The organism is Nostoc sp. (genome assembly GCF_036918015.1).
Taxonomy (GTDB): Bacteria; Cyanobacteriota; Cyanobacteriia; order Cyanobacteriales; family Nostocaceae; genus Nostoc.
This window is the reverse complement of record NZ_JBALEO010000073.1, coordinates 153,729-174,158: the sequence shown is the minus strand read 5'-3', so window position 1 is coordinate 174,158 and position 20,430 is coordinate 153,729. Positions and strand designations below refer to the sequence as shown.

16 protein-coding genes are annotated in these 20,430 nt (G+C 41.5%); 10 read left to right on the top strand and 6 right to left on the bottom strand.

Features of this window, described 5'->3' with window-relative positions:
- Positions 1-72 precede the first annotated feature (72 nt).
- Entirely contained in the window at positions 73-1,203 is a 1,131-nt protein-coding gene (locus tag V7K61_RS19765; RefSeq protein WP_335055815.1) for a metallophosphoesterase family protein, read from the bottom strand.
- 424 nt (positions 1,204-1,627) lie between these two features.
- Between V7K61_RS19765 and V7K61_RS19760 the strand changes: the two genes are divergently transcribed.
- A complete protein-coding gene (locus V7K61_RS19760) occupies positions 1,628-2,500 on the top strand; it encodes an S-methyl-5'-thioadenosine phosphorylase (protein WP_335055813.1) in 873 nt (290 codons plus the stop codon).
- 417 nt (positions 2,501-2,917) lie between these two features.
- Entirely contained in the window at positions 2,918-3,721 is an 804-nt protein-coding gene (locus V7K61_RS19755; RefSeq protein WP_335055811.1) for an Rpn family recombination-promoting nuclease/putative transposase, read from the top strand.
- 266 nt (positions 3,722-3,987) lie between these two features.
- Here the strand turns inward: V7K61_RS19755 and V7K61_RS19750 are convergent, their stop codons facing one another.
- Positions 3,988-4,587 carry a hypothetical protein gene (locus V7K61_RS19750; protein WP_335055809.1) on the bottom strand — a complete coding sequence of 200 codons (600 nt, stop codon included), beginning with the start codon at positions 4,585-4,587 and terminating at the stop codon, positions 3,988-3,990.
- 335 nt (positions 4,588-4,922) lie between these two features.
- On the opposite strand from V7K61_RS19750, the gene V7K61_RS19745 reads away from it, so the two are divergent.
- Positions 4,923-5,843 (top strand): lysylphosphatidylglycerol synthase domain-containing protein, encoded by a 921-nt coding sequence (locus tag V7K61_RS19745; RefSeq protein WP_335055807.1) that lies wholly within the window; start codon positions 4,923-4,925, stop codon positions 5,841-5,843.
- Positions 5,844-5,855: 12 nt separating this feature from the next.
- Here V7K61_RS19745 and V7K61_RS19740 read toward each other — a convergent pair whose 3' ends face one another.
- Both V7K61_RS19740 and V7K61_RS19735 read right to left on the bottom strand, forming a co-directional pair.
- The gene (locus V7K61_RS19740) at positions 5,856-7,178 is read right to left on the bottom strand and encodes a hypothetical protein (protein ID WP_335055805.1); all 1,323 of its coding nucleotides are present in this window, start codon (positions 7,176-7,178) and stop codon (positions 5,856-5,858) included.
- A gap of 778 nt (positions 7,179-7,956) precedes the next feature.
- A complete protein-coding gene (locus tag V7K61_RS19735) occupies positions 7,957-8,133 on the bottom strand; it encodes a hypothetical protein (protein WP_335055803.1) in 177 nt (58 codons plus the stop codon).
- Positions 8,134-8,292: 159 nt separating this feature from the next.
- On the opposite strand from V7K61_RS19735, the gene ndhL reads away from it, so the two are divergent.
- The 4 genes from ndhL (at position 8,293) to V7K61_RS19715 (ending at position 10,688) form a co-directional block, all read left to right on the top strand.
- Positions 8,293-8,505 carry an NAD(P)H-quinone oxidoreductase subunit L gene (ndhL, locus tag V7K61_RS19730; RefSeq protein WP_292760199.1) on the top strand — a complete coding sequence of 71 codons (213 nt, stop codon included), beginning with the start codon at positions 8,293-8,295 and terminating at the stop codon, positions 8,503-8,505.
- Positions 8,506-8,529: 24 nt separating this feature from the next.
- Complete coding sequence (locus V7K61_RS19725; RefSeq protein WP_094347180.1) at positions 8,530-8,841, top strand: DUF3007 family protein; 312 nt, start codon at positions 8,530-8,532, stop codon at positions 8,839-8,841.
- Between the two features lie 114 nt (positions 8,842-8,955).
- Positions 8,956-9,783: a tryptophan synthase subunit alpha gene (gene trpA / locus V7K61_RS19720; RefSeq protein WP_335055801.1), complete on the top strand. Its 828-nt coding sequence runs from the start codon at positions 8,956-8,958 to the stop codon at positions 9,781-9,783.
- 236 nt (positions 9,784-10,019) lie between these two features.
- Positions 10,020-10,688 carry a heterocyst differentiation related protein gene (locus V7K61_RS19715; protein ID WP_335055799.1) on the top strand — a complete coding sequence of 223 codons (669 nt, stop codon included), beginning with the start codon at positions 10,020-10,022 and terminating at the stop codon, positions 10,686-10,688.
- A 170-nt stretch (positions 10,689-10,858) separates the two neighbouring features.
- On the opposite strand, the gene V7K61_RS19710 is transcribed toward V7K61_RS19715, so the two are convergent.
- Positions 10,859-12,787 carry a serine/threonine protein kinase gene (locus tag V7K61_RS19710; protein WP_335055797.1) on the bottom strand — a complete coding sequence of 643 codons (1,929 nt, stop codon included), beginning with the start codon at positions 12,785-12,787 and terminating at the stop codon, positions 10,859-10,861.
- 163 nt (positions 12,788-12,950) lie between these two features.
- Here V7K61_RS19710 and V7K61_RS19705 point away from each other — a divergent pair, with 163 nt between their 5' ends.
- The gene (locus V7K61_RS19705; RefSeq protein WP_335055795.1) at positions 12,951-13,439 is read left to right on the top strand and encodes a hypothetical protein; all 489 of its coding nucleotides are present in this window, start codon (positions 12,951-12,953) and stop codon (positions 13,437-13,439) included.
- A 108-nt stretch (positions 13,440-13,547) separates the two neighbouring features.
- On the opposite strand, the gene V7K61_RS19700 is transcribed toward V7K61_RS19705, so the two are convergent.
- The gene (locus V7K61_RS19700) at positions 13,548-15,770 is read right to left on the bottom strand and encodes a dynamin family protein (protein ID WP_335055793.1); all 2,223 of its coding nucleotides are present in this window, start codon (positions 15,768-15,770) and stop codon (positions 13,548-13,550) included.
- 269 nt (positions 15,771-16,039) lie between these two features.
- Between V7K61_RS19700 and V7K61_RS19695 the strand changes: the two genes are divergently transcribed.
- Positions 16,040-16,336, top strand: coding sequence for a hypothetical protein (locus V7K61_RS19695; protein WP_335055791.1), 297 nt, complete (start codon positions 16,040-16,042; stop codon positions 16,334-16,336).
- A 526-nt stretch (positions 16,337-16,862) separates the two neighbouring features.
- Positions 16,863-20,372: a GAF domain-containing protein gene (locus V7K61_RS19690; RefSeq protein ID WP_335055789.1), complete on the top strand. Its 3,510-nt coding sequence runs from the start codon at positions 16,863-16,865 to the stop codon at positions 20,370-20,372.
- Positions 20,373-20,430 lie beyond the last annotated feature (58 nt).

The window sequence follows — 20,430 nt, the reverse complement described above, 5'->3', positions numbered from 1 at the left end:
AGTGCTGAGTGCTGAGTGCTGAGTGCTGAGTGCTGAGTGCTGAGTCCTGAGTATTGAATGACCTTCTAACTCCTAACTCTTATTCAGCAAAAGTGTGCTGTTATTATCAATCATCGTCAAACTGCCAGCAGTAGCGATACCTGGATTGGGCTGTGATGCTGCACTATATGTCTGAATATAGCGCCGCACTTCTGGGGGAAAATGAGGGTAATCTAATACTGCATCCCCATCGGCAATGGTTGCCCAGAAATCGCGCAAACCAGGAGCTATTTTTTTTGCCTGTGATAACGGTAAGTTTAATGGAGAGTGAGTTAGTAGCTTAATTAGGAAAGGGAAAGAGCGATCGCCCATCCACTGCCGTGATGACTGTTGCAAGTCAGGGAACTCAGGTACTGACTCGACGCGATGGGATAAAATTTGCAACGATTCTTTACCTTGGTTATCCCGATGAAACTCTAGCACTCGGTAAGGGTGAGGATAGCTAACTAAAGAACCAGTGGTAATATCATATACTCCATCTGAGTAAGCAATATCCTGAACGTGCAAATGCCCGGTAAACACTAGCTTGACTCCGTAGCGCCTCAGCAACTGCAATAGTTCTGCTGAATTGGACAACATATAGCGATTTGCTAGTGGATGGTTCGATTGATTGGGCAAATGCTCCACCACATTATGATGTACCATTACCAAAACTAAGTCATCACCAGATGCCGCCAGCACCTCTTCTAACCAACATAGCTGTTTGGCATCTAAACACCCCACTTGCTCACCCTGGTCATTAAAGGAGTTAGAATTTAGTCCAATTAGCTTAACTCCAGGCAGCAATTGACGAATGTAGTACATCTGCTGGGGATCGTCATAGCCAAACTTCGTGTAATAGTAGGGAAAATCCGCAAAGGCAATTGATTGCCGATCGGCCAACAGCACAGGAACGTCATGATTACCAGGAACTACATAGACGGGAAAAGGCAGTTGGGCTAAACATTGTTGCAACCAGGCGTGGTTCTCTGGTTCGCCGTGCTGGGTTAAATCTCCTGGCAACAACAAGAAATCTAAATCGAGTTGTGTTAAATGTTCTAGTACACTTTTAAATGCTGAGATACTTACTTCTACCAAATGAAAGCGACTAGGATGATCCCAGATTGTGTGAGGCAGTGCCAGGTGTAAGTCGCTGACTACCGCAAAGCGAAAATTGAGAGTCATTGATTTATGAAAATGTTAAAAGCAGGGGTTAAAATAAGCCTTTTCCCAAAAGTATAACGCTTGCTTTGTTTCGCTGCGTAGGAGTGCGTCTACTTAACATTTGTATACATTGAGCATTGATTATACACTATGGTGACAATTGACTTAAGGGTTAATCATAAGCATTTAATCTCTAAAAATTATCGGAAATTTGATTGCTAAAAATTATTAATTAATGCAATGCTCGAATAAGTGGGCGATCGCTGCTATCTGTACCTGAATAAACAATAAATGGGTAATAATTCAATAGTGTTCGCGGCACGAAATGCGATGTCTACGACGGGCTACGCCTACGCCTAGCTCATCGTAGACATCGCTTTGTTTTCTGCTACTCCCCTTTTCGATAAAATAACTGAGTAGATCGGCAAGGAACAGGTTCAGAATCATGGCTCAAGCTAGTATTGGGATTATAGGTGGTAGCGGTCTTTACAAAATGGATGCCCTCAAAGATGTGGAAGAGGTGCGAATTGAGACTCCTTTTGGTTCACCATCTGATGCTTTGATTCTGGGGACTTTGGATGGTACACGAGTAGCTTTTTTGGCGCGTCATGGCCGCAATCACACGCTTTTACCCTCTGAGTTACCGTTTCGCGCTAATATCTATGCGATGAAGCATTTGGGTGTGAAGTATTTAATTTCAGCTAGTGCTGTGGGTTCCTTGAAGGAAGAGGCGAAACCACTGGATATGGTAGTGCCAGATCAGTTTATTGATAGAACGAAAAATCGGATTTCAACATTTTTTGGTGAGGGAATTGTAGCTCACATTGCCTTTGGCGATCCGATTTGTAAGAACTTAGCTGCTGTATTGGCAGATGCGATCGCATCTCTCAATTTACCAGAAGTTACTCTCCATCGCAGCGGTACTTATGTGTGCATGGAAGGGCCAGCTTTTTCCACTAAGGCTGAATCGAATCTTTACCGCAGTTGGGGTGCAACAATTATTGGCATGACGAATTTACCTGAAGCAAAGTTGGCAAGGGAAGCGGAAATTGCTTATGCAACTTTAGCGCTGGTGACAGATTATGATTGTTGGCATCCAGACCATGACAGTGTGACAGTGGAATTGGTGATTGGCAATTTGCTGCGGAATGCTGTGAATGCTCAAAAGGTGATTCAAGAAACTGTGCGCCGCTTGAGTGAAAATCCGCCAACCAGTGAGGCGCATTCGGCGTTGCAGTATGCGATTTTGACTCAGTTGGATAAAGCACCCGCAGTGACGAAAGAAAAATTAGGGTTATTGTTGCAGAAGTATTTGTAGTGTTGCTGATGAATGAGCGATGTTTATGACGGGCTGTTCGGTAACGCACTTTCTCAGATTACAGCAAGAGCGATGTCTACGATGGTCACTGAGCTTGCCGAATTGCGGGCTACGCCTACGCACGTAAATATATAAGCTGTCGTCACTAAAATCGTGATTTTCATTGACAAAATCGTGATTTTCATTGACAAAATCGTGATTTTCATTGACAAAATCATGATTTTCATTAACAAACTCATGATTTTCATTAACAAACTCATGATTTTTGTTATAAAGCTTTGCTTATTCCTTGTGTCTAGCAAATGATAGTGCGTAGGCGTAGCCCGCACTTCGGCAAGCTCAGTGACCATCGTAGACATCGCTCATTACTAAAATCTCTTTGTGACAGACAAGACCTCGCTGATATAATACCTGTCTATGTTTGATAACGTCTGTCGCTTTTTAGCAGAGTCATATTCAACCGATTTCGCCACCTGGTTACTTGGCGAATCTATTGCACTCACCCAACTCAGTCCATCAGAATTATCTCTCGAACCGATTCGAGCAGATGCGTTAATTCTGTTACAGTCAGATGAAATTGTCCTCCATATCGAATTCCAAACCGAAGCAAAAGCCGAAATTCCCTTTCGGATGACTGATTATCGCTTAAGGGTGTATCGCAGATTTCCCCGAAAGCGGATGCATCAAGTTGTCATTTACCTGCAACCCACTACATCCGTATTAGTCCAGCAAACAGCTTTTGTTTTAGAAAATACCCGTCATGAATTTGGAGTTATTCGTCTTTGGGAGCAACCCAGCGAGATATTTTTAAATACTCCTGGTTTGTTACCGTTCGCAACCCTCAGTCAAACTGAGGATAAAACGCGAACATTACAACAGGTTGCAGAAGCTATCGAGCAAATAAACGATACTCAAACACAAAGTAATATTGCTGCTTCAACGGCAATATTGGCTGGGCTAGTATTAAACAAGGAACTGATTAAAAATTTATTACGGAGTGATGCTATGCGCGAGTCTGTAATTTATCAGGATATCCAGCAGGAAAAAGCTTTATCGATTGTTTTACGGCTACTTCGCCGTAAAGTCGGAACTGTTCCACCTGCACAGCTATTGAAAATTCAAGCTTTAGACTCAACACAGTTGGATAATTTGGCTGAGGCTTTACTTGATTTTTCGGGTTTAAGCGATTTAGAAGCTTGGTTAGCGCAAAATCAAGGTTAGTAGAGGATTAGAGGATAATTGGTGAATTCTCCGAGTCAGAATTGTGAAGTAAAACAAGCTCTAATGAGCAATTGCTCCTTAATTCCTTGATAATGTTGGGTTTCGTTCCTCAACCCAACCTACGCCAGTTTTAGTTTTTAGCCTTAATTGAATTAAACCCCATCTCAAACCAAAACAAAGCCTGCGTAGACAGGCTTTGCTTGGTAGCACCAGACTATAAGTCTGTGGGCGCTTTGATATTTTTGCAACAGATTGAAAAACTAATTTCAATCAACGTTTCTGACTGCTCCCTTCACTGCATCGCCTGCATCTTCAGCTGTGCGCTTAACATTTTTAGCAGCATCGTCAGCCCCACGCTTCACATTTTTTGTCACGTCTTCGGTAGCATTCTGGGTATTACCCTTGATATTTTCAATTCCTCGCTGAGTCCCCTTTACAAGACCTTCGCGCAATTCATCAGCGGAACTGCCGATATCTTCACCCAGGTTTTTTACTCTTTCACCAAGGGGTGTCCCTTCCTGAAAATTCCGGCCATATTGCTCGCGACTGTCAACTCCCTTCTGATCAATATTCTTTTGAGCATTTTTCACTAACGCCTTAGCTCTGTCATTAGCTGCCTTTTCATCTATCGCTCTGGGATCTACATCACTAAAGTTATTTATCCCACCGGCAGGAGAATTCAGAGGATAATCTTTAGTGGAATCAGCTCGCTCGACATTAGGTGCTTGATAACCAGGCTGTGGTGGCTGTGCTGCTACTCCTGGAGCACCACAAGCCTGAGTCAAAAATAGGAATATCCCTGCTAAAAAAACAGTTAAAACTTTCAAAGGACGAATATTTCTCAGCCAAGTCATTGCTTTTTTCATAGTTTTCACTCCTTGCATTTTTGTGACTAGTTAAACTTCAACTAAGATAGCATTTGGAATTACTTTTGTATCCCAAGCCTTTAGAAAGAATAATAACTTTATCTAATGATATTAATAATTAAATAAGTTTTACCTCTAGCGCAAGTCACATTTTAATTAGCACAAAAGGAATAATTTTATCTAACTCTAGAGAGATATAAACTAAAATAATATGATTGTTGTCAAAAGAGCTACATCAACCTGTTTGATACTTCAAAAGCTTTGGATATATAGCTGATGTCCCATAATATTTGAGTATTTAGCCTTTGTTGCTCTACCATTAAATGACTAAATTCATGAAGCAATTTTTACGCTGGATAATTTTGGGGGGAACGCTATTTTTTTTAGTCAAAGCTCTGAAGGATAATTGGATTGGGGTGACAGCTATCCGCATTGATGGGGTAGGATGGGCAATTATGGCGATCGCTACAGGGGTAACTTTACTAGCACATACTTGGGCAGGCTGGATCTGGACTTGGATTCTCCAAGAGTTAAATCAACCTGTATCATCTCCCCAATTCATCCAAGTTTACCTAAAAACGAACATCGCGAAGTATTTACCAGGTAATATCTGGCATCACTACGGGCGAATTGTCGCCGCCAAAAATGCCAATATTCCTACTGGTGCAGCTACCTTAAGCGTTTTGCTAGAACCGCTACTTATGCTAGCGGCTGCTTTAATCATCATTGTCCTATGCAGTAGCCAGTTTGCGGCAGCTAATACTACCCTTGTTATACAAGTACTACAATTCCTGAGTTTGGCTGTAGTCCTTGGTGCGATTCATCCCTGGTTTTTGAACCCGGTTATTCGCTTTTTATACAAATTAAAAGCAAAAAAGTCTGCTGCTACCACCCAACCAACTGTTCCCTTCAGTCTTAAAAGCTACCCTTTACGCCCTTTGTTAGGAGAAGTGGGCTTTATGGGACTACGCGCCACTGGCTTTATATTAACTATGTTCGCCTTGGGTTCGTTGAATGCGAATCAAATTCCTTTGTTGCTAGGGGCTTTTAGTTGCGCTTGGTTATTGGGGTTTGTGATACCGGGTGCGCCTGGTGGGTTAGGTGTGTTTGAAGCGACTGCGTATGAACTTTTACGACACCACTTTCCAGCTGCCTTAGTATTTAGTGCGATCGCTCTATATCGCCTCATTAGTATTCTAGCTGAAACTGCGGGTGCTGCTCTGGCTTGCTTAGACGAACGTCTTGCGAAATCATGAATCAGATAAAACTCATTTTTGTCTATCTACTTTCATCTGTGAAAATACACGATAACCATCCAGATTTAATTGTTGATTACTGCTTTGTTCTTTTTCTTCCATCTTAATCAAGTTATATTCTACATTTTCTGCATAAATAGCGAAGGTGATATTAAAAATCTCGATAAAATTTATTACCCCTTTGCATTCCTCTTCGGAATGGTTTTCGTAAAAACGAATTAAATGAGCAATCCGAGTTTCTAAATGTCTCCGGGAATTTCTAGAAATCAAAATAATCTTTAATAACATAATTACCAAGGTTAAAGCATGACCTTGGTTAACTAATAATAGAAATAAGTCCGAAGGCTCTTTAGCATTTTCTATTGTAAAGTAATCAATCACTCGATTACAAGTTCTCAAGAAAAATTCTTTAGTGATAATTTCTTGATTATAATCCGTCTTCCATAAGGATAAACTATGTGCAAATTTCTGCCGCCAAGTCTCGACTGATGTTTGGTTTTCTACAGAAAAAAATAGATATTTTTCTAGGTTCATTTTAAATTCTTTCAGAGTTTGATTTTCAGTTTGCTTAATAAATATATGGGCAATATTATCATGACTAAATACGCCTCTTTTTAAGACAATTGCTTTTATTAATCGCAGAGCTTGGTCTCCCAAAATACTAGGATTTTTATAGCGTGTTGTGCTTGAAACGGCAGATTGAGAACGAGCAATATACATTGCGAGTTCAAACTTAAATTTCTCTTTTATCTGTTTAGAAAGCCTCCTAGCAGCCTCTTGTTGTTCTTTAGGGTTTTTATTATCAACAGATTGATCGATCAATAAATAGGAAGTGTAGCGATTAGCCCAATGACCTTTAGATGATTCTTCATATTTAGTAGCAAATAATTTCAGTTCCTTGTAATCTTTGCTATTGGCAAAATTCTCTAACCAGATTTTACAAGTTTTTACTACTGGAGGATTATCGTCCTTAATTTTCAGATTTTCATTAACAAATAAATTAACTAAATCTTGGATATATTTGTCTTTTCGATTACTTTTCCAATTATTAACAATGATGTAGCAGCACCGCTTCAGTGTATTATATAATTCCTGTTCATGCTCATCTAGAAAAACACTATATATTCCAGGTATATAATCAGAATATTCGGAATCAAGACCGTCTATAAATAAACCTTTAAATTCACGTAAAACATCCTCTGGTGGCAATTTCTTGACAATTTCCACAAAGAAGCTATAAACTTCCTCTTGGGCAGTTTGCACATCTAGTTGACTAGAGTTAGACGTAGCACAATGGGGATTTTCCTGAGTAATTGATAAACGATTAGCGGTCATTTCAGTTATCAGGACAAAAAAGCTTCCTGTTCATATTATTACCAGCTTAACCTTGGTGAACAGTAGCATCAATCTATTCGTCAGAGATTCAGTAATCTTTTTACACAAATTTGATGAACTAAGACTATAAATAAAGTATTAAAGATAAATTGTTTAATGCTTCATCAAATAATCCAGTGAAATTACTTACTTATAACCATAAAAGACCATACATAAATAACTATATGGGCGAGTTAATCTATGATTTAGATTTAACCCGCCCATAACTTCTATCGAAGCCTTTCGGTATTAAATTTTTAGTGGGGGTGGAGGGACTTGAACCCACACGACCTATTACGGTCAACGGATTTTCATTCTCCCGCAGTTTTCACTGCTACCTGATGACAATAGCCAACTCAGATTTTGAGAATTGGACTCTCCCTTTACCCTCGACTTAACGTTAGGGTAGCTCCCGTCGGGTCTCTGCACCTTCCGAACAGTTATGAGTTAGGAGTTAGGAGTTAAGAGTTTTAAATTTACTCAGCACTCATTACTCATGACTCAGGACTTTCTTCGGCTTGGCTCAGGATTGCCATGTCTGTCACCAGATTTAGGTTTCCCTGAGTTTGAGAGCTTACACTTGAGGGATTTCTCCTTCAAGGCTCAATTATTTAAGTCCGTAGCGTCTACCATTCCGCCACACCCCCGCAGGTGTTTAGCAACTAGTATAACTAGTTATTTTTTAGAGGTAGCAAATACCTCCTTATCTATTCCACCATCAATTGTGTCTTTTGTCCAACTAGATTGAAAATATTTTTTCCAGATTGTGCGATCGCTTCAGAGATTTAGAAGTCTTCTTGATTTTCTCGTAATAATCTGGATGAGTTTTCGATCTGTCTGACCAGAGCATTTTGCTAGTGGATTCACATAATAGCATGATATTAGCTTTTGTCATAAAATCCGTTGAATCGCCCATTGTAAAAGTACTCCAGCCAGCCAAAGCTGCGCTTTCGCCTCCTTGTTAGGGATTTCGAGGAATTCTGGCGCAGTTATGTTGAAAGCATTATGACTATACTTCTCTCTTGTCTGTCTCTTCAGCCTATGATGGAAAACAGATGCTTAAGACTTGAAAGTTATGATTGTCGCCCTGCTATATCTGATTTTGGCTGGAGCTTACCTTCTGGTAATCCCCATTGCTGTTTTGCTGTACCTGAAGCAGCGTTGGTATGTAGCTAGCTCCATTGAGCGTGTCTTTATGTACTTTTTGGTGTTTTTCTTCTTTCCGGGTCTGTTGGTTCTATCGCCGTTTGTAAATTTCCGACCCCAACGGCGACAAATTCAAGTTTAACCAGATTGGTAGGTCATAACTCTCATGCGACGGATTGACGCGATTGGAATTGGCTTGGGTGTTTTTATTGCCGGCGGCTTGGCATACTTAGGATTGCAGCTAGTCGGTTTGGATAATCAAAAAGCTGGTATATGGAGCCAAGTCTTGCTCGTCAGTGCCTTAGTTGGCTGGTTAGCCACCTATTTTTTCCGTGCGGTGGGACAAAAAATGACCTACCACCAACAGCGGGAACAGTATGAGCAAGACTTTCTGCAAAAGCGGCTAGACGAGCTTACTCCCGAAGAACTCGCACGAATTCAAGCCGAAATAGAACAAGAAGAGCAATCTCAGGTGTAAAGTTATCATTGGTCAGTTGTTATTTGTCATTAGTCATTAGTCATTTGTCCTTTACTAATGACCAATGACCACTGACTACTGACCAATGACCACTGACTATTGACACTTTACTAAATGACTGCGATTTCTGATTGCTTTAAAACCCTTGGGCGCAATCGTGAGTGCGCCCTAATTCCATTTATTACCGCTGGCGATCCCGATTTAGAAACCACAGCAAAAGCTTTGCAGGTTCTAGATCGTAATGGAGCCGACATTATAGAACTGGGTATACCCTATTCCGATCCTCTAGCTGATGGGCCAGTTATTCAAGCTGCTGCTACCCGCGCCTTGCAAAGGGGGACAAAATTGGAGCAGGTGCTAGAAATGCTCCAAGGGATTACTCCCAAATTGCGATCGCCCATTGTTCTGTTAATCTATTACAACTCAATTTTGCACCGGGGAATTGAAAAATTTCTTCAGCAAATTGCTGCGGCTGGGGTTGCAGGATTGGTAATACCTGATTTGCCCTTAGAGGAAGCAGCAGGATTGCTCCAAGCATCTAGTGAGATGGGAATTGACGTAATCTTATTGGTTGCTCCCACCAGTTCTGCTGAACGGATCGAAGCGATCGCTCGTTCTTCCCAAGGATTTATTTATTTAGTCAGCGTGACTGGGGTTACAGGGGTGCGATCGCAACTGGAAAACCGCGTGTCCGATTTACTCAAACAAATTCGTAGTGTTACTGATAAACCCATTGCAGTCGGCTTTGGAATATCTGAAGCTGAACAAGCCCGTCAGGTAATGGAATGGGGCGCAGATGGTGCGATCGTGGGTAGCGCTGTTGTCAAACGGTTAGCAGAAGGGACACCAGAGCAGGGACTAAATGCGATCGCCCAATTTTGCCAAAGTCTCAAGGCAGCCATCAAGACGACCAACACCAGCACAAATACTTCTCTTGATTAGACGGAGAAAGTAGATTAAAAAAGTATAACAGTGTAGTTTTTCTATCCTTCCTTGGTAGACAATTTGACCATTATGGTCTTGAATATTAACATCAGATATGATCGTGTAAAAAAACTAGCTGATAGAGTCGCTTATAGTTTGAGTATTATGTGAAATTAAGTAGGCATAATTTATGAGTGTGAGAGTGAGTCAGTCACAAATGATTATAGTTACGTCGCAATCGAGGAGCAAAGGCGATGAGTGAGAGTATGGCGTTTATCGGCGGGGTTGCCGTAGCTGGGCTGGCGGCTCTCGTATTGCTCAAAGGAACCAATACCCCTCTACAATCTAACTTCGCTGTTGCTCCACAAATGCCAGGTGTAGTAGCGCCCCCAGGAATGCAGCCACAAATGTATCCTTACGGGCCTTATGGGCAACCAATGTATCCTGGTCAGGTTCAGCCGCCGACTGCTCCCAATACTGACCAGCGCCTAGAGATGGAGAAGTTGAACACGCAGATGCAGCTGGAGCGTTTAAAAAACGACAATGAACAGCTAAAGTTGCAAAATCAACAACTCCAGGGTCAAGTCCAAAATTTCAATACTCAGCAGCAGTGGCAATTAGCCCAGCAGAATAACCAACCAAAAACAGCAGCAACATTCCAGCCGCAAAATGCTTGGTGGTCTTCACCCGTGCTTTGGGCTGTGGGAGGCGCAACTCTCACTATTGGTGGTGGTGTTGTTGTCGCTGGAGTATTAGCTTTGTTCTCACCACGGCAGCGTCCAGCCCGTACTGTACAAGTTATTCACCCTTACCAAGGAAATACGCCGCCCTTGGTTCCAGTCCGTCGTGCTGAATTTCTGCCTGCTTCGCGGATGGAAGCAAGACGAGTTGAAGCCCAAGAATACGACGAAATGCACGGATAGGGAAAATAAAACCACAGATAAAGACCTATTTAAAATCTCGTTTCCAGGTATAACTTGGAAACGAGATTTATTGAGCTAATGTTGCGAATCCGGGAGGCGACAGCCCTCCTTTAGTCATTCCCAGTCAGAAGAAGCTGGAAACAAGGAATAACTGTGTTTACTGATAACTGTTAAAAGCTGCTTTTAGGAGTTTCTGTGGTATTGGGACTCTGCGTGGTTTCAGGTTGGTTAGGATCGGGAAGTTTCTGTTGGGTATTTTTCTGCTTACCTTGATTTTCTAGCTCAGTTAGTGCCTGTTTTGCCAGATTTTCGGCTGCTTTTTTAAATAATGGTTCTATTCTATTTCGCCAATATTGAGTATTAGGCAACTTTTCTGGATGGTTTCTATAATCTAAAACTTTATCCCATTTCCCATCATCTATTGCTTTGTTGATCTCATTAGATAATGCTTCTGCCTTCGCCCAATCTTCTTGCCACTGGGCAATCATTTTGCCCGTCTCTTGGATACCAGAAGCAGCATTTGCCGGAACCGATCTTAAAAGTGCGATCGCTCCAATTATATCCCCTGAATCATACTTCTTTTTCGCTTGTTCTACAATATTGGCACTGTTATCACTAGGTTGCGATCGTTCTGATTTCTCAGCGTCGTCAGTTGACCCCTTCGGCTTTTCTGGTAATGGAGTTACTACATCCTTAGATTTTGGTTTTGGTTGAGGAATTGTTCGAGTCGCAATCAAGCTACTATCATCTACAATCCTAGTTGCAATGCCATTTTCACGTAGGCAAGAACCCCATTCCTGATTATTAGTTATCACATCCGAGTGTGCCCAAGCCAAACGACCAAATTTAAGTTTAATCTCTACCCAACCTGCTTTTGTTCGCTTGCCAGTCACCTCGAAATTGGTGTTATTACCAACAGTTTGCACAATATTATTAGAATTTATCGAACTAGGTTCAGAACGGATATTAGAATTTCCGACAACAATAGCGGAGCATTTGTTTGCTAAGGCGATATCCTTACCTGTAAGATTTAAAGCTAAATTTTTCACATTTGGATATACATTTGCTACCAAAGCAGCCGCACCACCCGCCAGTAATATGCCAATTAATATCGGCCAGGGGTCGGATTTACTAGAGTCTTTACGCGCAGGTTTGGCAGGGATAGGATTTGCTGGTGCAAATGCAATAGTTTTCAGCCGAGATACTTGAGGCTGGGATTTGGCTGCTTGGTAACTGGAATTGTTGGCGACTTCTTGAGGTGCGGAAAGTGCAGGTACTGGATTAATCGCCTCTTTAGATGCTTGCAGTGCTTCCGTGGCGTTTTGGTAGCGGTCTTTGAAGTGATAACGCACCATCTTGGACAACACTGCTGCCAGTCGATGGTTCACGGTTACTGAATGCCGCCAGATAATTTCCCCCGTCTCCGGGTCTTCTTGCAATTCTGTTGGCTGTAATCCTGTTAGTGCTTGAATGGCAATAATGCCAAGGGAATAGATATCGCTGTTGGGACGAGGTTTACCTTGCCCTTGTTCTGTGGGCATATAGCCAGGAGTGCCGATAACCACTGTGGGAGAGGCTTGTCCGCCCACTGTTACCAGTTGTGTACGCAGTTGTTTCACTGCCCCAAAATCAACTAAAACTAACTTATTATCTGAGGCGCGACGGATGATATTATCCGGTTTGATATCGCGGTGAATCACGCCTTGGCGATGGACAAATTCCAGAATCTCCAGAACTTCCTGCAACAGTTGAACTACTTGGCTTTCACTCCAGCGCTTACCAGGTATAAGTTCTTCAGCTAGGGTATGTCCTTCAATATATTCTTGTACTAAATAAAATTCTTGGTTTTCGTCAAAATACGCTAGCAGCCTCGGTATTTGGTCATGGTTGCCCAATTTTTCTAAAGTTTCGGCTTCGCTGCTGAACAGGCGTTTAGCAGTATCAAAAACTCTGGAGTCAGTTCCGGGTTTGAGGTGCTTGACAACGCAAATGGGATTACCAGGCCGCCTAGTATCTTGGGCAATGTAGGTTTGACCAAATCCTCCCATCGCGAGGACTCGAATGACTTTGTAACGATGGTCTAGTAGCTTGCCTATCATATTCCCTCCCCAGAGTTATTACCTAATTTTCCAGCTGGTAATAAATATCTCCAAATTTTCTTCAATGAAATCCGCTATCTTGAGAAAAGATTTAGATTAAAAACGCAGCTTTTTAATAAACGCAGACTGTTTATTTTTCTTTTAGTGCCCCTGTTTATTACCAATGCCACCTAAAATAACAAATCCAGTTGCATGGCAGCAGGCTGAAATCCTCATGCAACCTGCTTTCATTCGCGTTATCGATAATATCCGCAAGCAGCTTGATGAATCTTCCTGGACAGGAACTTACCACGATGTCCTGATTTGGCCGCCTAGCACCACTGATGAAATCAAAGCATTGGTGACTGAACTGTTGGAAGCAATGGAAACTGCAACACCCCAAGAAGCAGATGAAATCAGAGGAACTCTCGCTCGTCTGCCGATGCCCCATCCAGGATATCATCTACGTTTGCAGCGTCAACAGCAGGAAGCGAGTATCGATTTGTGGGAACTGTGTTATGAAGTGTGTTTTTTTGAATACACACCACAGAAGGAAGTTGCTGATATTGATACTAGTTTAATCGATGAAGTGGGTGAAGTGGATTGGCTGCGTTTGGATGCTAAAGCAAAAGAGTTGGTTGAGGAGGCGTTTGCTAAATTGCCAGAAGGGTAACAAATAAAATGCCCTCAGAATAGAATTCTGGGGCTATACAAACGAAACCCAGTTGCGTGCGTGGGTTAATGAGCTTTTTAAGCCTGTCTTAGTCGCCTACCTAATAGTTTATACTGGCTTCCAATTATTTAAAGATGCTTGAATAGGAGCCAATTCGCTCAAATATTGGTTAAGTTTTACTTTCTGAGTTTCAACAGTTGCAAGAATTTGCTCCTTTTCGGCCTCTCTAGTTTCGCGTTCTCTTAACACGCTATCAAACTGCTCTTGAAACTTGTTCATGTAGTCATTAATTTGCTGTTCTGCATCTCTGAAGTCTTTCGATACCTGTTTATTAATAACTCCCTCTAATACGCGTTGGTTTCTCGAAACTTGCTCATCTATCTTTTGCTGAATTAACCTTGCTGTTTCTTTTAAGTCAATGTCGTAAACATTTCCTTGAATTGGAATATCAACATAATAATCTGGTTGGCAGCAAGTCCCACTTATCTTTTGCGATTTGTTTCCAATAATGACATCTTGTTGACGTTGAATTACTGCGTCAATACCTTTAAACTTAAATTTTGGAAATTGAATTTTATTAATATTAAATTCAACTTCTAAAGTTTGTCCAAGATAATCAGATAACTCATTTGATATTATTTGAATATCATTTTGGATTATTTGGACTAATTCTTCTCGGAATTTGGTTCCGTCTCTCACCAACCTATCTTGGGTTTCTAACCATAAATTCTGAATATGCGGAGCGCAAAATTGATTAATTGTGAGTTTAATCGTTTCAGCATCTTTTTTAGACTTAACTCTTATTTTATATGGATCAGCAATTTTAGTTTGCTCTATCTCCACATAAGAATCTTGGCTATTCAAATATTCGGGAAAAGATTTCGTAAGAGAATTTAATAAAGATTCTCCAACTTTAACACCTACTTTAAATATTTTACTTAAACCTCTTAAACCAGGAAAAAATTCAAGGATACCTTCAGTAAAATCCTCTATAATTTCTCCCAAATTATCTGTATTAAATTCTTGTATTTCCATCTTTTGAGGGTTATTTGGAATTTTTGTTGTTTGAGATTTAGCAGACCTAGAGTGAGCAATCTGATCGATTTCATCTTGTATGTTAGTTTTAGCACCCTCAGCAAACATATTAATTCCTTTGCTAAAGCCCTTCATTAACTTCTGTTTTTGTTGCTCTACAGAGTTCTTGACATCTTCAACCTTTCTTTTAGCCGAAATAGCACGTTTTCTGTACTCTTCTACTTTTTGTTTAAGGGTTTCAATCTCCATCTCCCAGCCGATGAACCGTGTGTTCAGAGTATCTTCAATGGACTTACCTGCCTTAATAAGACTTGCCAAAACATCACTTAGAAGATTCCACCCAGAATTTTGGACTACAGTTTGAATTACTGATTCTTCAATAGTCGGAATAAAACTATCTTTTAAAGCCTGTGGTGCAATTTTCTTTGGAGCAGGGGTTACAGAGTCGCCTTCCTCATTTTCTATCGCATATTTAGCACTAAAGAATCTTTTGAAATTCTTTAAATGGCTATCGCTGGCTGTACCTTGTTGGATTAATTTAGCTAAAAGTCCTTGCCATGCACTTGTAGGATATATTATGGGATCTGGAATGCCAAATCCTATCAAAGCCTGCTTCAAATCTGTTATTACATCATTAATGGCTCGATCTCCTTCTGCTTTTCGATCAACTTTGTTGAGAATGAAGTAGATTTTCCCTGTGTTATTTGCAAGAAATTCTCCACGCTGCGCTATCAAGTCTTGAAGCAACTCTGAATTGGTATTGTCTTTGAAGGATGAGTAATCTAAAACAAACAAAATAGCATCACATGTTCGCAGCGCTTCCAAAGCTGTTTGCTTGAGTGCAACTGTGCTAAAGCCTGCGGATTCCCACTCGTTGGGGCCTGGAGTGTCAACCAAGGTAAAACCAGTTAGTGATGACAGTTTGCTGATCGCTTCTATGGGATGCTCTAGTTCAAAGCGTGTGGTATTGTCATGATTAGCTGTAGCTCGAAGCTTGTGAGTGTGATCTAGAAATTTTTGCCGAATCACACTAGAGTCACCTTCAGCAATAACAACAGGTTTTTTTTGCCCCTGTCGATACTCCAACAGTCTTGGTGTAGCCCTAGCATCAATTGGTCGGATATCGGTACGACAGACTGTACAAGCTTCTGATTCACTTGCCAGAACATCAGCGCCAATCACGGCATTCAAAAAGGTACTTTTCCCAGCTTTCATCGCTGCAATTACAGCTACCTGATACTTCTGCTCTTTCAATGCGTGTAGGGCTTTGTTGATCTCATCCTCGACACTCTGCAAACCTTTGGTATCATCTCCTTCACTGAGGCGACCTTGGCGAATTTCCTGAAGGTACTGTAACAGACGTGTGCCAGTGTTGTATATACTGTCGTGTGCTGCTTGGAACTGTTCAGAGGACATAATTATATGAGAGAAAGATAAGCTAAAGCACGTACAGCATAAATTACTAATGAAAAGATTCCATCAGTGATTACACCGCCACACTAAAAGCGATCGCACCCCATCCTAATCAACTATTCATTCCACTACTCGCACAGAAAGAAAATTATATGAACAAGCATGATGAAGAACTCGAACTAAACTTAAAACCCCGTCCTACAGAAACACTATCAATAAAGATACCAATAGATACATTGGAATCGCTCAAAAAAGTTGCAGCTAATCGAGATATGACACTTGATGCATTAATCAAGTTTTACATTGGGCAGAGTTTGCGGCAAGATTTAGCTAAATTATTTTCTGAACGGGTACTTGAATCAACTGCTGAAGTTCTAGCAAGGCACATCGAATCGAAAGAGGAAATTTTAACCATTATTCAAGAAATTCAAGCTGAAGCAACTCTTTAGTCAACTCACCGCAAAGAGTAACAGATAAATTAAGGAACAAAAAATGTCTAATCAAACAAACTACACCGAAGCTTGCAATAATTTTGAAAAAATTTACGAAGAGGTAATTAACATTTTTAGGGGGTCAAAATTCATGCAAAATATGTGGTGTCTATTTGGGCAAAAGCTTATTTAACATAGACTTTGCGCTCACAGGGACACAAAAGTTGCATGAACCAAAAATGGAGACATTCCATCAAAGTCAACAGCCTAGACTATGCACCTTAACCAAATCGGATTCGGCTAACTTGCTAAAATTTGCGTAGGGTAGCCCGGCGTAGGCATCGCCCGGTTTTTTCGATGCTTTCTAGGTTCATAACTTACGCATTGATAAATTAGAGAATAAATGCATTCATAAAAGTAAGAAAAGAATATGCAGAGGGGCTTTGTTTTTGGCTAGGGTATATCCCCGTATTTTTACTACTACTATATACAGTAATTAATTACCAGAATAGAAAGTATACAAATCATAAAAATACTGAAATAGATGGGATCGCTAACAAAGCAAGAGCAAGTAAGTCAAACTCAAGAAATTTTATTACATCGCATTGCGAGTCGTATCCGGCAATCTTTAGAACTGCAAGAAATTTTGTCGGCGACAGTTGCAGAAGTACGCTCGTTTCTAGACACTGATCGCGTTAAAATTTATCAGTTTCAACCCGATGGTCATGGATTAGTCATTGCTGAATCGATTCAGTCAGGTCGGTTGCCGCCTCTTCTGGGGTTAAATTTCCCCACAGATGACATCCCACCCTATGCCCGTGAACTGTTTGTCCGGGCACGCCAGCGAAGTATCGTTGATTTGACAACACACGAAATTGGGATCAGTCCTCTCTATTGCTCAGAAACAGGCAAACTATTAGACCAGCAAGATATTCGCTATCGTCCCGTCGATCCCTGCCATGTAGAATATTTAACAGCAATGGGCGTAAAGTCTTCAGTAGTAGTACCGATTGTTTTAAAAAGCAAGGAAACAGGGAAAGATTTATTACCTTCTCTGGAGCAATCATCTCAATTATGGGGACTATTGGTATCTCACCATTCAGAAGCGCGAGTGGTGACAGAACAGGAATTGTTATTAATTCAGTCGGTGGTCGATCAGCTGGCGATCGCCATATCGCAATCGATTTTACTCAGCCAAATGCGAGAGCAAGCCCGTCAAGAAGCAATTATTAATCAAGTTACCGAGCAACTGCATACAACGCCTACTGTTGAACTGCAAGCTGCCCTTGAAGAAACAGTAGCTGCTTTTCAAGGCTCTGGAGGACGAGTCTACTTGCTGCCAGACGGCGAACAAACAACAAAAATCTACACTTGTGGGATACAGCCTAGTCAACTCGATATCGGACAAGATAGACCGATTGAAGAGCATCGATTGTGGCAAAAATATCTCTATTCCGCCACTGTCTCATCCCCCGATAATCCAGAAAAGCAAAGGAACAAAACATGGTCGGTGAATTGGATGAGAGCAGTTTACGCTTTGGCTCCTCCACCTAACGAACTCAGTTGTGACTCAAATTTGTGGGCGATCGGCGATCTTTATAAAGAACCCTTATTGCGATCGCTCGCCCCCAGTTTCCAAGCAACGCAAATTCGGGCTTTGTTGATTATACCTTTACAGCATGGTGCCACCCTCGTTGGCTGTTTAACCATCTTCCGAAATCAGGTGGATATTGAAACTATTTGGGCAGGGTGTGTTGATACCGATTCTCGCCAACTGATGCCGCGTCAGTCATTTGCAGCATGGCGCGAACTGAAAACCGGGCAAGCCCAGCACTGGGCAGAATCGGAAGTTAAGTTGGCGCAAGCATTAGGCGAACGCTTTGCAACGGCAGTAAAGCAGTATCGACTTTACGAACAAGTGCAAGCCCTGAATACAAACCTAGAGCAACAAGTGCGCGATCGCACCGCCGAATTGCAACAGACTAATACCGATTTGCAATGCTCGACTATTGAGCTACAGCGCTCGATGGAACGGCAGCAAGCTCTGGCTCGGATCATTGCTAAGATGCGACAGTCGCTGGACGTTACTACTATTTTCCGAACCACGACTGAGGAAGTTTGCCAATTACTGAAGAGCGATCGCTTAAGTGTCTATCGTTTTAATGCCAACTGGGGAGGTGAATTTGTCAGTGATTATGAATCTGCAAATCCCCAATGGCAGAGAAATGGTAAGCTGGGAGTAGGTGTGGTGTGGGACGACACATACTTACAGGAAACCCAAGGCGGACACTACCGGAATAATGAAACTTCTGTAGTTGATGATATCTATAGCATCGGATTTACCCAGTGCCACCTTGAGATACTTGAACAATTTCATGTTAAAGCCTTCATGATTGCGCCAATTTTTGTGGGGCAAGAACTATGGGGTTTATTGGGAGCCTATCAACATTCAAGCACTCGGCATTGGGAAGCTTTAGAAGTTGAGTTTTTCACCCAAATAGCAACTCAGCTGGGAGTGGCGTTGCAACAAGCTGAGTATTTAGAACAAGTGCGATCGCAAACCAGACAATTGGCGCTTGTGGCAGAGCAACAGCAAACTTTAGCCAGTGTAATTACCAAAGTTCGGGAATCACTGGACTTGAACGCGATTTTTGAAACCACAACCCAAGAACTCCGCCGAGTACTCAATGCCGATCGTGTTGTGGTCTTTCGCTTCTATTCTGAATCTAACCATAACGGCGGCGAAGTCGTTGCAGAAGATGTTGCATCGCGTTTCCCATCGACCTTAACGGCAAAGGTGTACGATCGCTGCTTAGATGAGAAGTATAGTAAGAAACTCTGCGAAGGTTACATTCATGCAGTTACTGATATTTATAACAGCGAGTTAGACGATTGTTATATTTCGATGCTGTCTCGCTTCCAAGTCAGGGCAAACTTAGTAATTCCCATGATCAAGCAAGGGCAGCTATGGGGTTTACTGTGTATTCATCAATGCCAAAAAGCCCGTGAGTGGCAAGAGTCTGAAATTGAATTTGTCAGCCAAATTGCCTCTCAATTAGGAGTTGCTTTACAACACGCGGTACTGCTCAACCACACACAGCAGCAAGCTAGCCAACTCTCCGAAGCACTTGAACATTTGCAGCAAACTCAAGCTCATCTACTTCAGACTGAAAAGATGTCGAGTCTGGGATTACTAGTAGCAGGGGTTGCCCATGAAATTAATAATCCAGTCACGTTTATCTCCGGCAATCTCATTCATCTTCATGAATATACGCAAAACTTGATTGAGATGCTTAATATCTATCAACAGGTATATCCTGAACCTAATCTGGAAATTCAACGACAAGCAAAATTAGCAGATTTAGAATTCATCGCTGAAGATTTGCCTAAACTGTTTTCTTCGCTGACATTAGGTGCTGAACGAATTAGTGAAATTGTTCTTTCCTTGCGAAATTTTTCTCGTCTCGACCAAGCCGAGGTAAAACCTGTTGATATTCATGAGGGACTCGATAGCACTCTATTAATATTGCAGCATCGTTTTAAGGGTAATTCATTGCATTCAGGCATTGAGATTGTCAAAGAGTACGGCGACTTACCCCTTGTAGAGTGTTTTGCTGGACAACTTAATCAAGTGTTTATGAACCTGTTAGCAAATGCAATCGATGCGCTGGAGGATTTATGCGCTCAGTCTGCGAAATCAGGTGCAAATAAACATCATCCTCTGATCACTATGAAAACACAGCTTATAGCAAATGATTGGGTGCAAATCTCCATTAAGGATAATGGAGTCGGCATCACAAAAGAGGTACAGGCTAGACTATTCGATCCATTTTTCACAACAAAGCCTGTGGGTAAAGGTACAGGTTTGGGACTCTCAATTAGTTACCAAATTGTAGAAAAGCACGGAGGCAAATTACAGTGTCTATCCCAACCTGGTGAGGGGGCTGAGTTTGTGATTGAAATTCCAATTAAACAATCTGAGGTGAAAGTAGTAAACCTCCGAGGCGATACAGAAGGAATCTACAAAGCTGATTGGTACGTCCGTTCTAATTAAATATATCGGAATTGATTATACAGACCAGCATATGCGATCGCTCAAGCCCCCTTTCGTT

What these genes read in the sequence shown, in the direction of transcription:
- V7K61_RS19735 (WP_335055803.1), bottom strand. Translation starts at nt 8,133, where the DNA reads ATGGGCGATTCAACGGATTTTATGACAAAAGCTAATATCATGCTATTA.
- V7K61_RS19705 (WP_335055795.1), top strand. Translation starts at nt 12,951, where the DNA reads ATGCCACCTAAAATAACAAATCCAGTTGCATGGCAGCAGGCTGAAATC.
- V7K61_RS19695 (WP_335055791.1), top strand. Translation starts at nt 16,040, where the DNA reads ATGAACAAGCATGATGAAGAACTCGAACTAAACTTAAAACCCCGTCCT.
- V7K61_RS19745 (WP_335055807.1), top strand. Translation starts at nt 4,923, where the DNA reads ATGAAGCAATTTTTACGCTGGATAATTTTGGGGGGAACGCTATTTTTT.
- V7K61_RS19750 (WP_335055809.1), bottom strand. Translation starts at nt 4,587, where the DNA reads ATGAAAAAAGCAATGACTTGGCTGAGAAATATTCGTCCTTTGAAAGTT.
- V7K61_RS19760 (WP_335055813.1), top strand. Translation starts at nt 1,628, where the DNA reads ATGGCTCAAGCTAGTATTGGGATTATAGGTGGTAGCGGTCTTTACAAA.
- V7K61_RS19765 (WP_335055815.1), bottom strand. Translation starts at nt 1,203, where the DNA reads ATGACTCTCAATTTTCGCTTTGCGGTAGTCAGCGACTTACACCTGGCA.
- ndhL (WP_292760199.1), top strand. Translation starts at nt 8,293, where the DNA reads ATGATTGTCGCCCTGCTATATCTGATTTTGGCTGGAGCTTACCTTCTG.
- V7K61_RS19755 (WP_335055811.1), top strand. Translation starts at nt 2,918, where the DNA reads ATGTTTGATAACGTCTGTCGCTTTTTAGCAGAGTCATATTCAACCGAT.
- V7K61_RS19690 (WP_335055789.1), top strand. Translation starts at nt 16,863, where the DNA reads ATGGGATCGCTAACAAAGCAAGAGCAAGTAAGTCAAACTCAAGAAATT.
- V7K61_RS19710 (WP_335055797.1), bottom strand. Translation starts at nt 12,787, where the DNA reads ATGATAGGCAAGCTACTAGACCATCGTTACAAAGTCATTCGAGTCCTC.
- V7K61_RS19740 (WP_335055805.1), bottom strand. Translation starts at nt 7,178, where the DNA reads ATGACCGCTAATCGTTTATCAATTACTCAGGAAAATCCCCATTGTGCT.
- V7K61_RS19725 (WP_094347180.1), top strand. Translation starts at nt 8,530, where the DNA reads ATGCGACGGATTGACGCGATTGGAATTGGCTTGGGTGTTTTTATTGCC.
- V7K61_RS19715 (WP_335055799.1), top strand. Translation starts at nt 10,020, where the DNA reads ATGAGTGAGAGTATGGCGTTTATCGGCGGGGTTGCCGTAGCTGGGCTG.
- trpA (WP_335055801.1), top strand. Translation starts at nt 8,956, where the DNA reads ATGACTGCGATTTCTGATTGCTTTAAAACCCTTGGGCGCAATCGTGAG.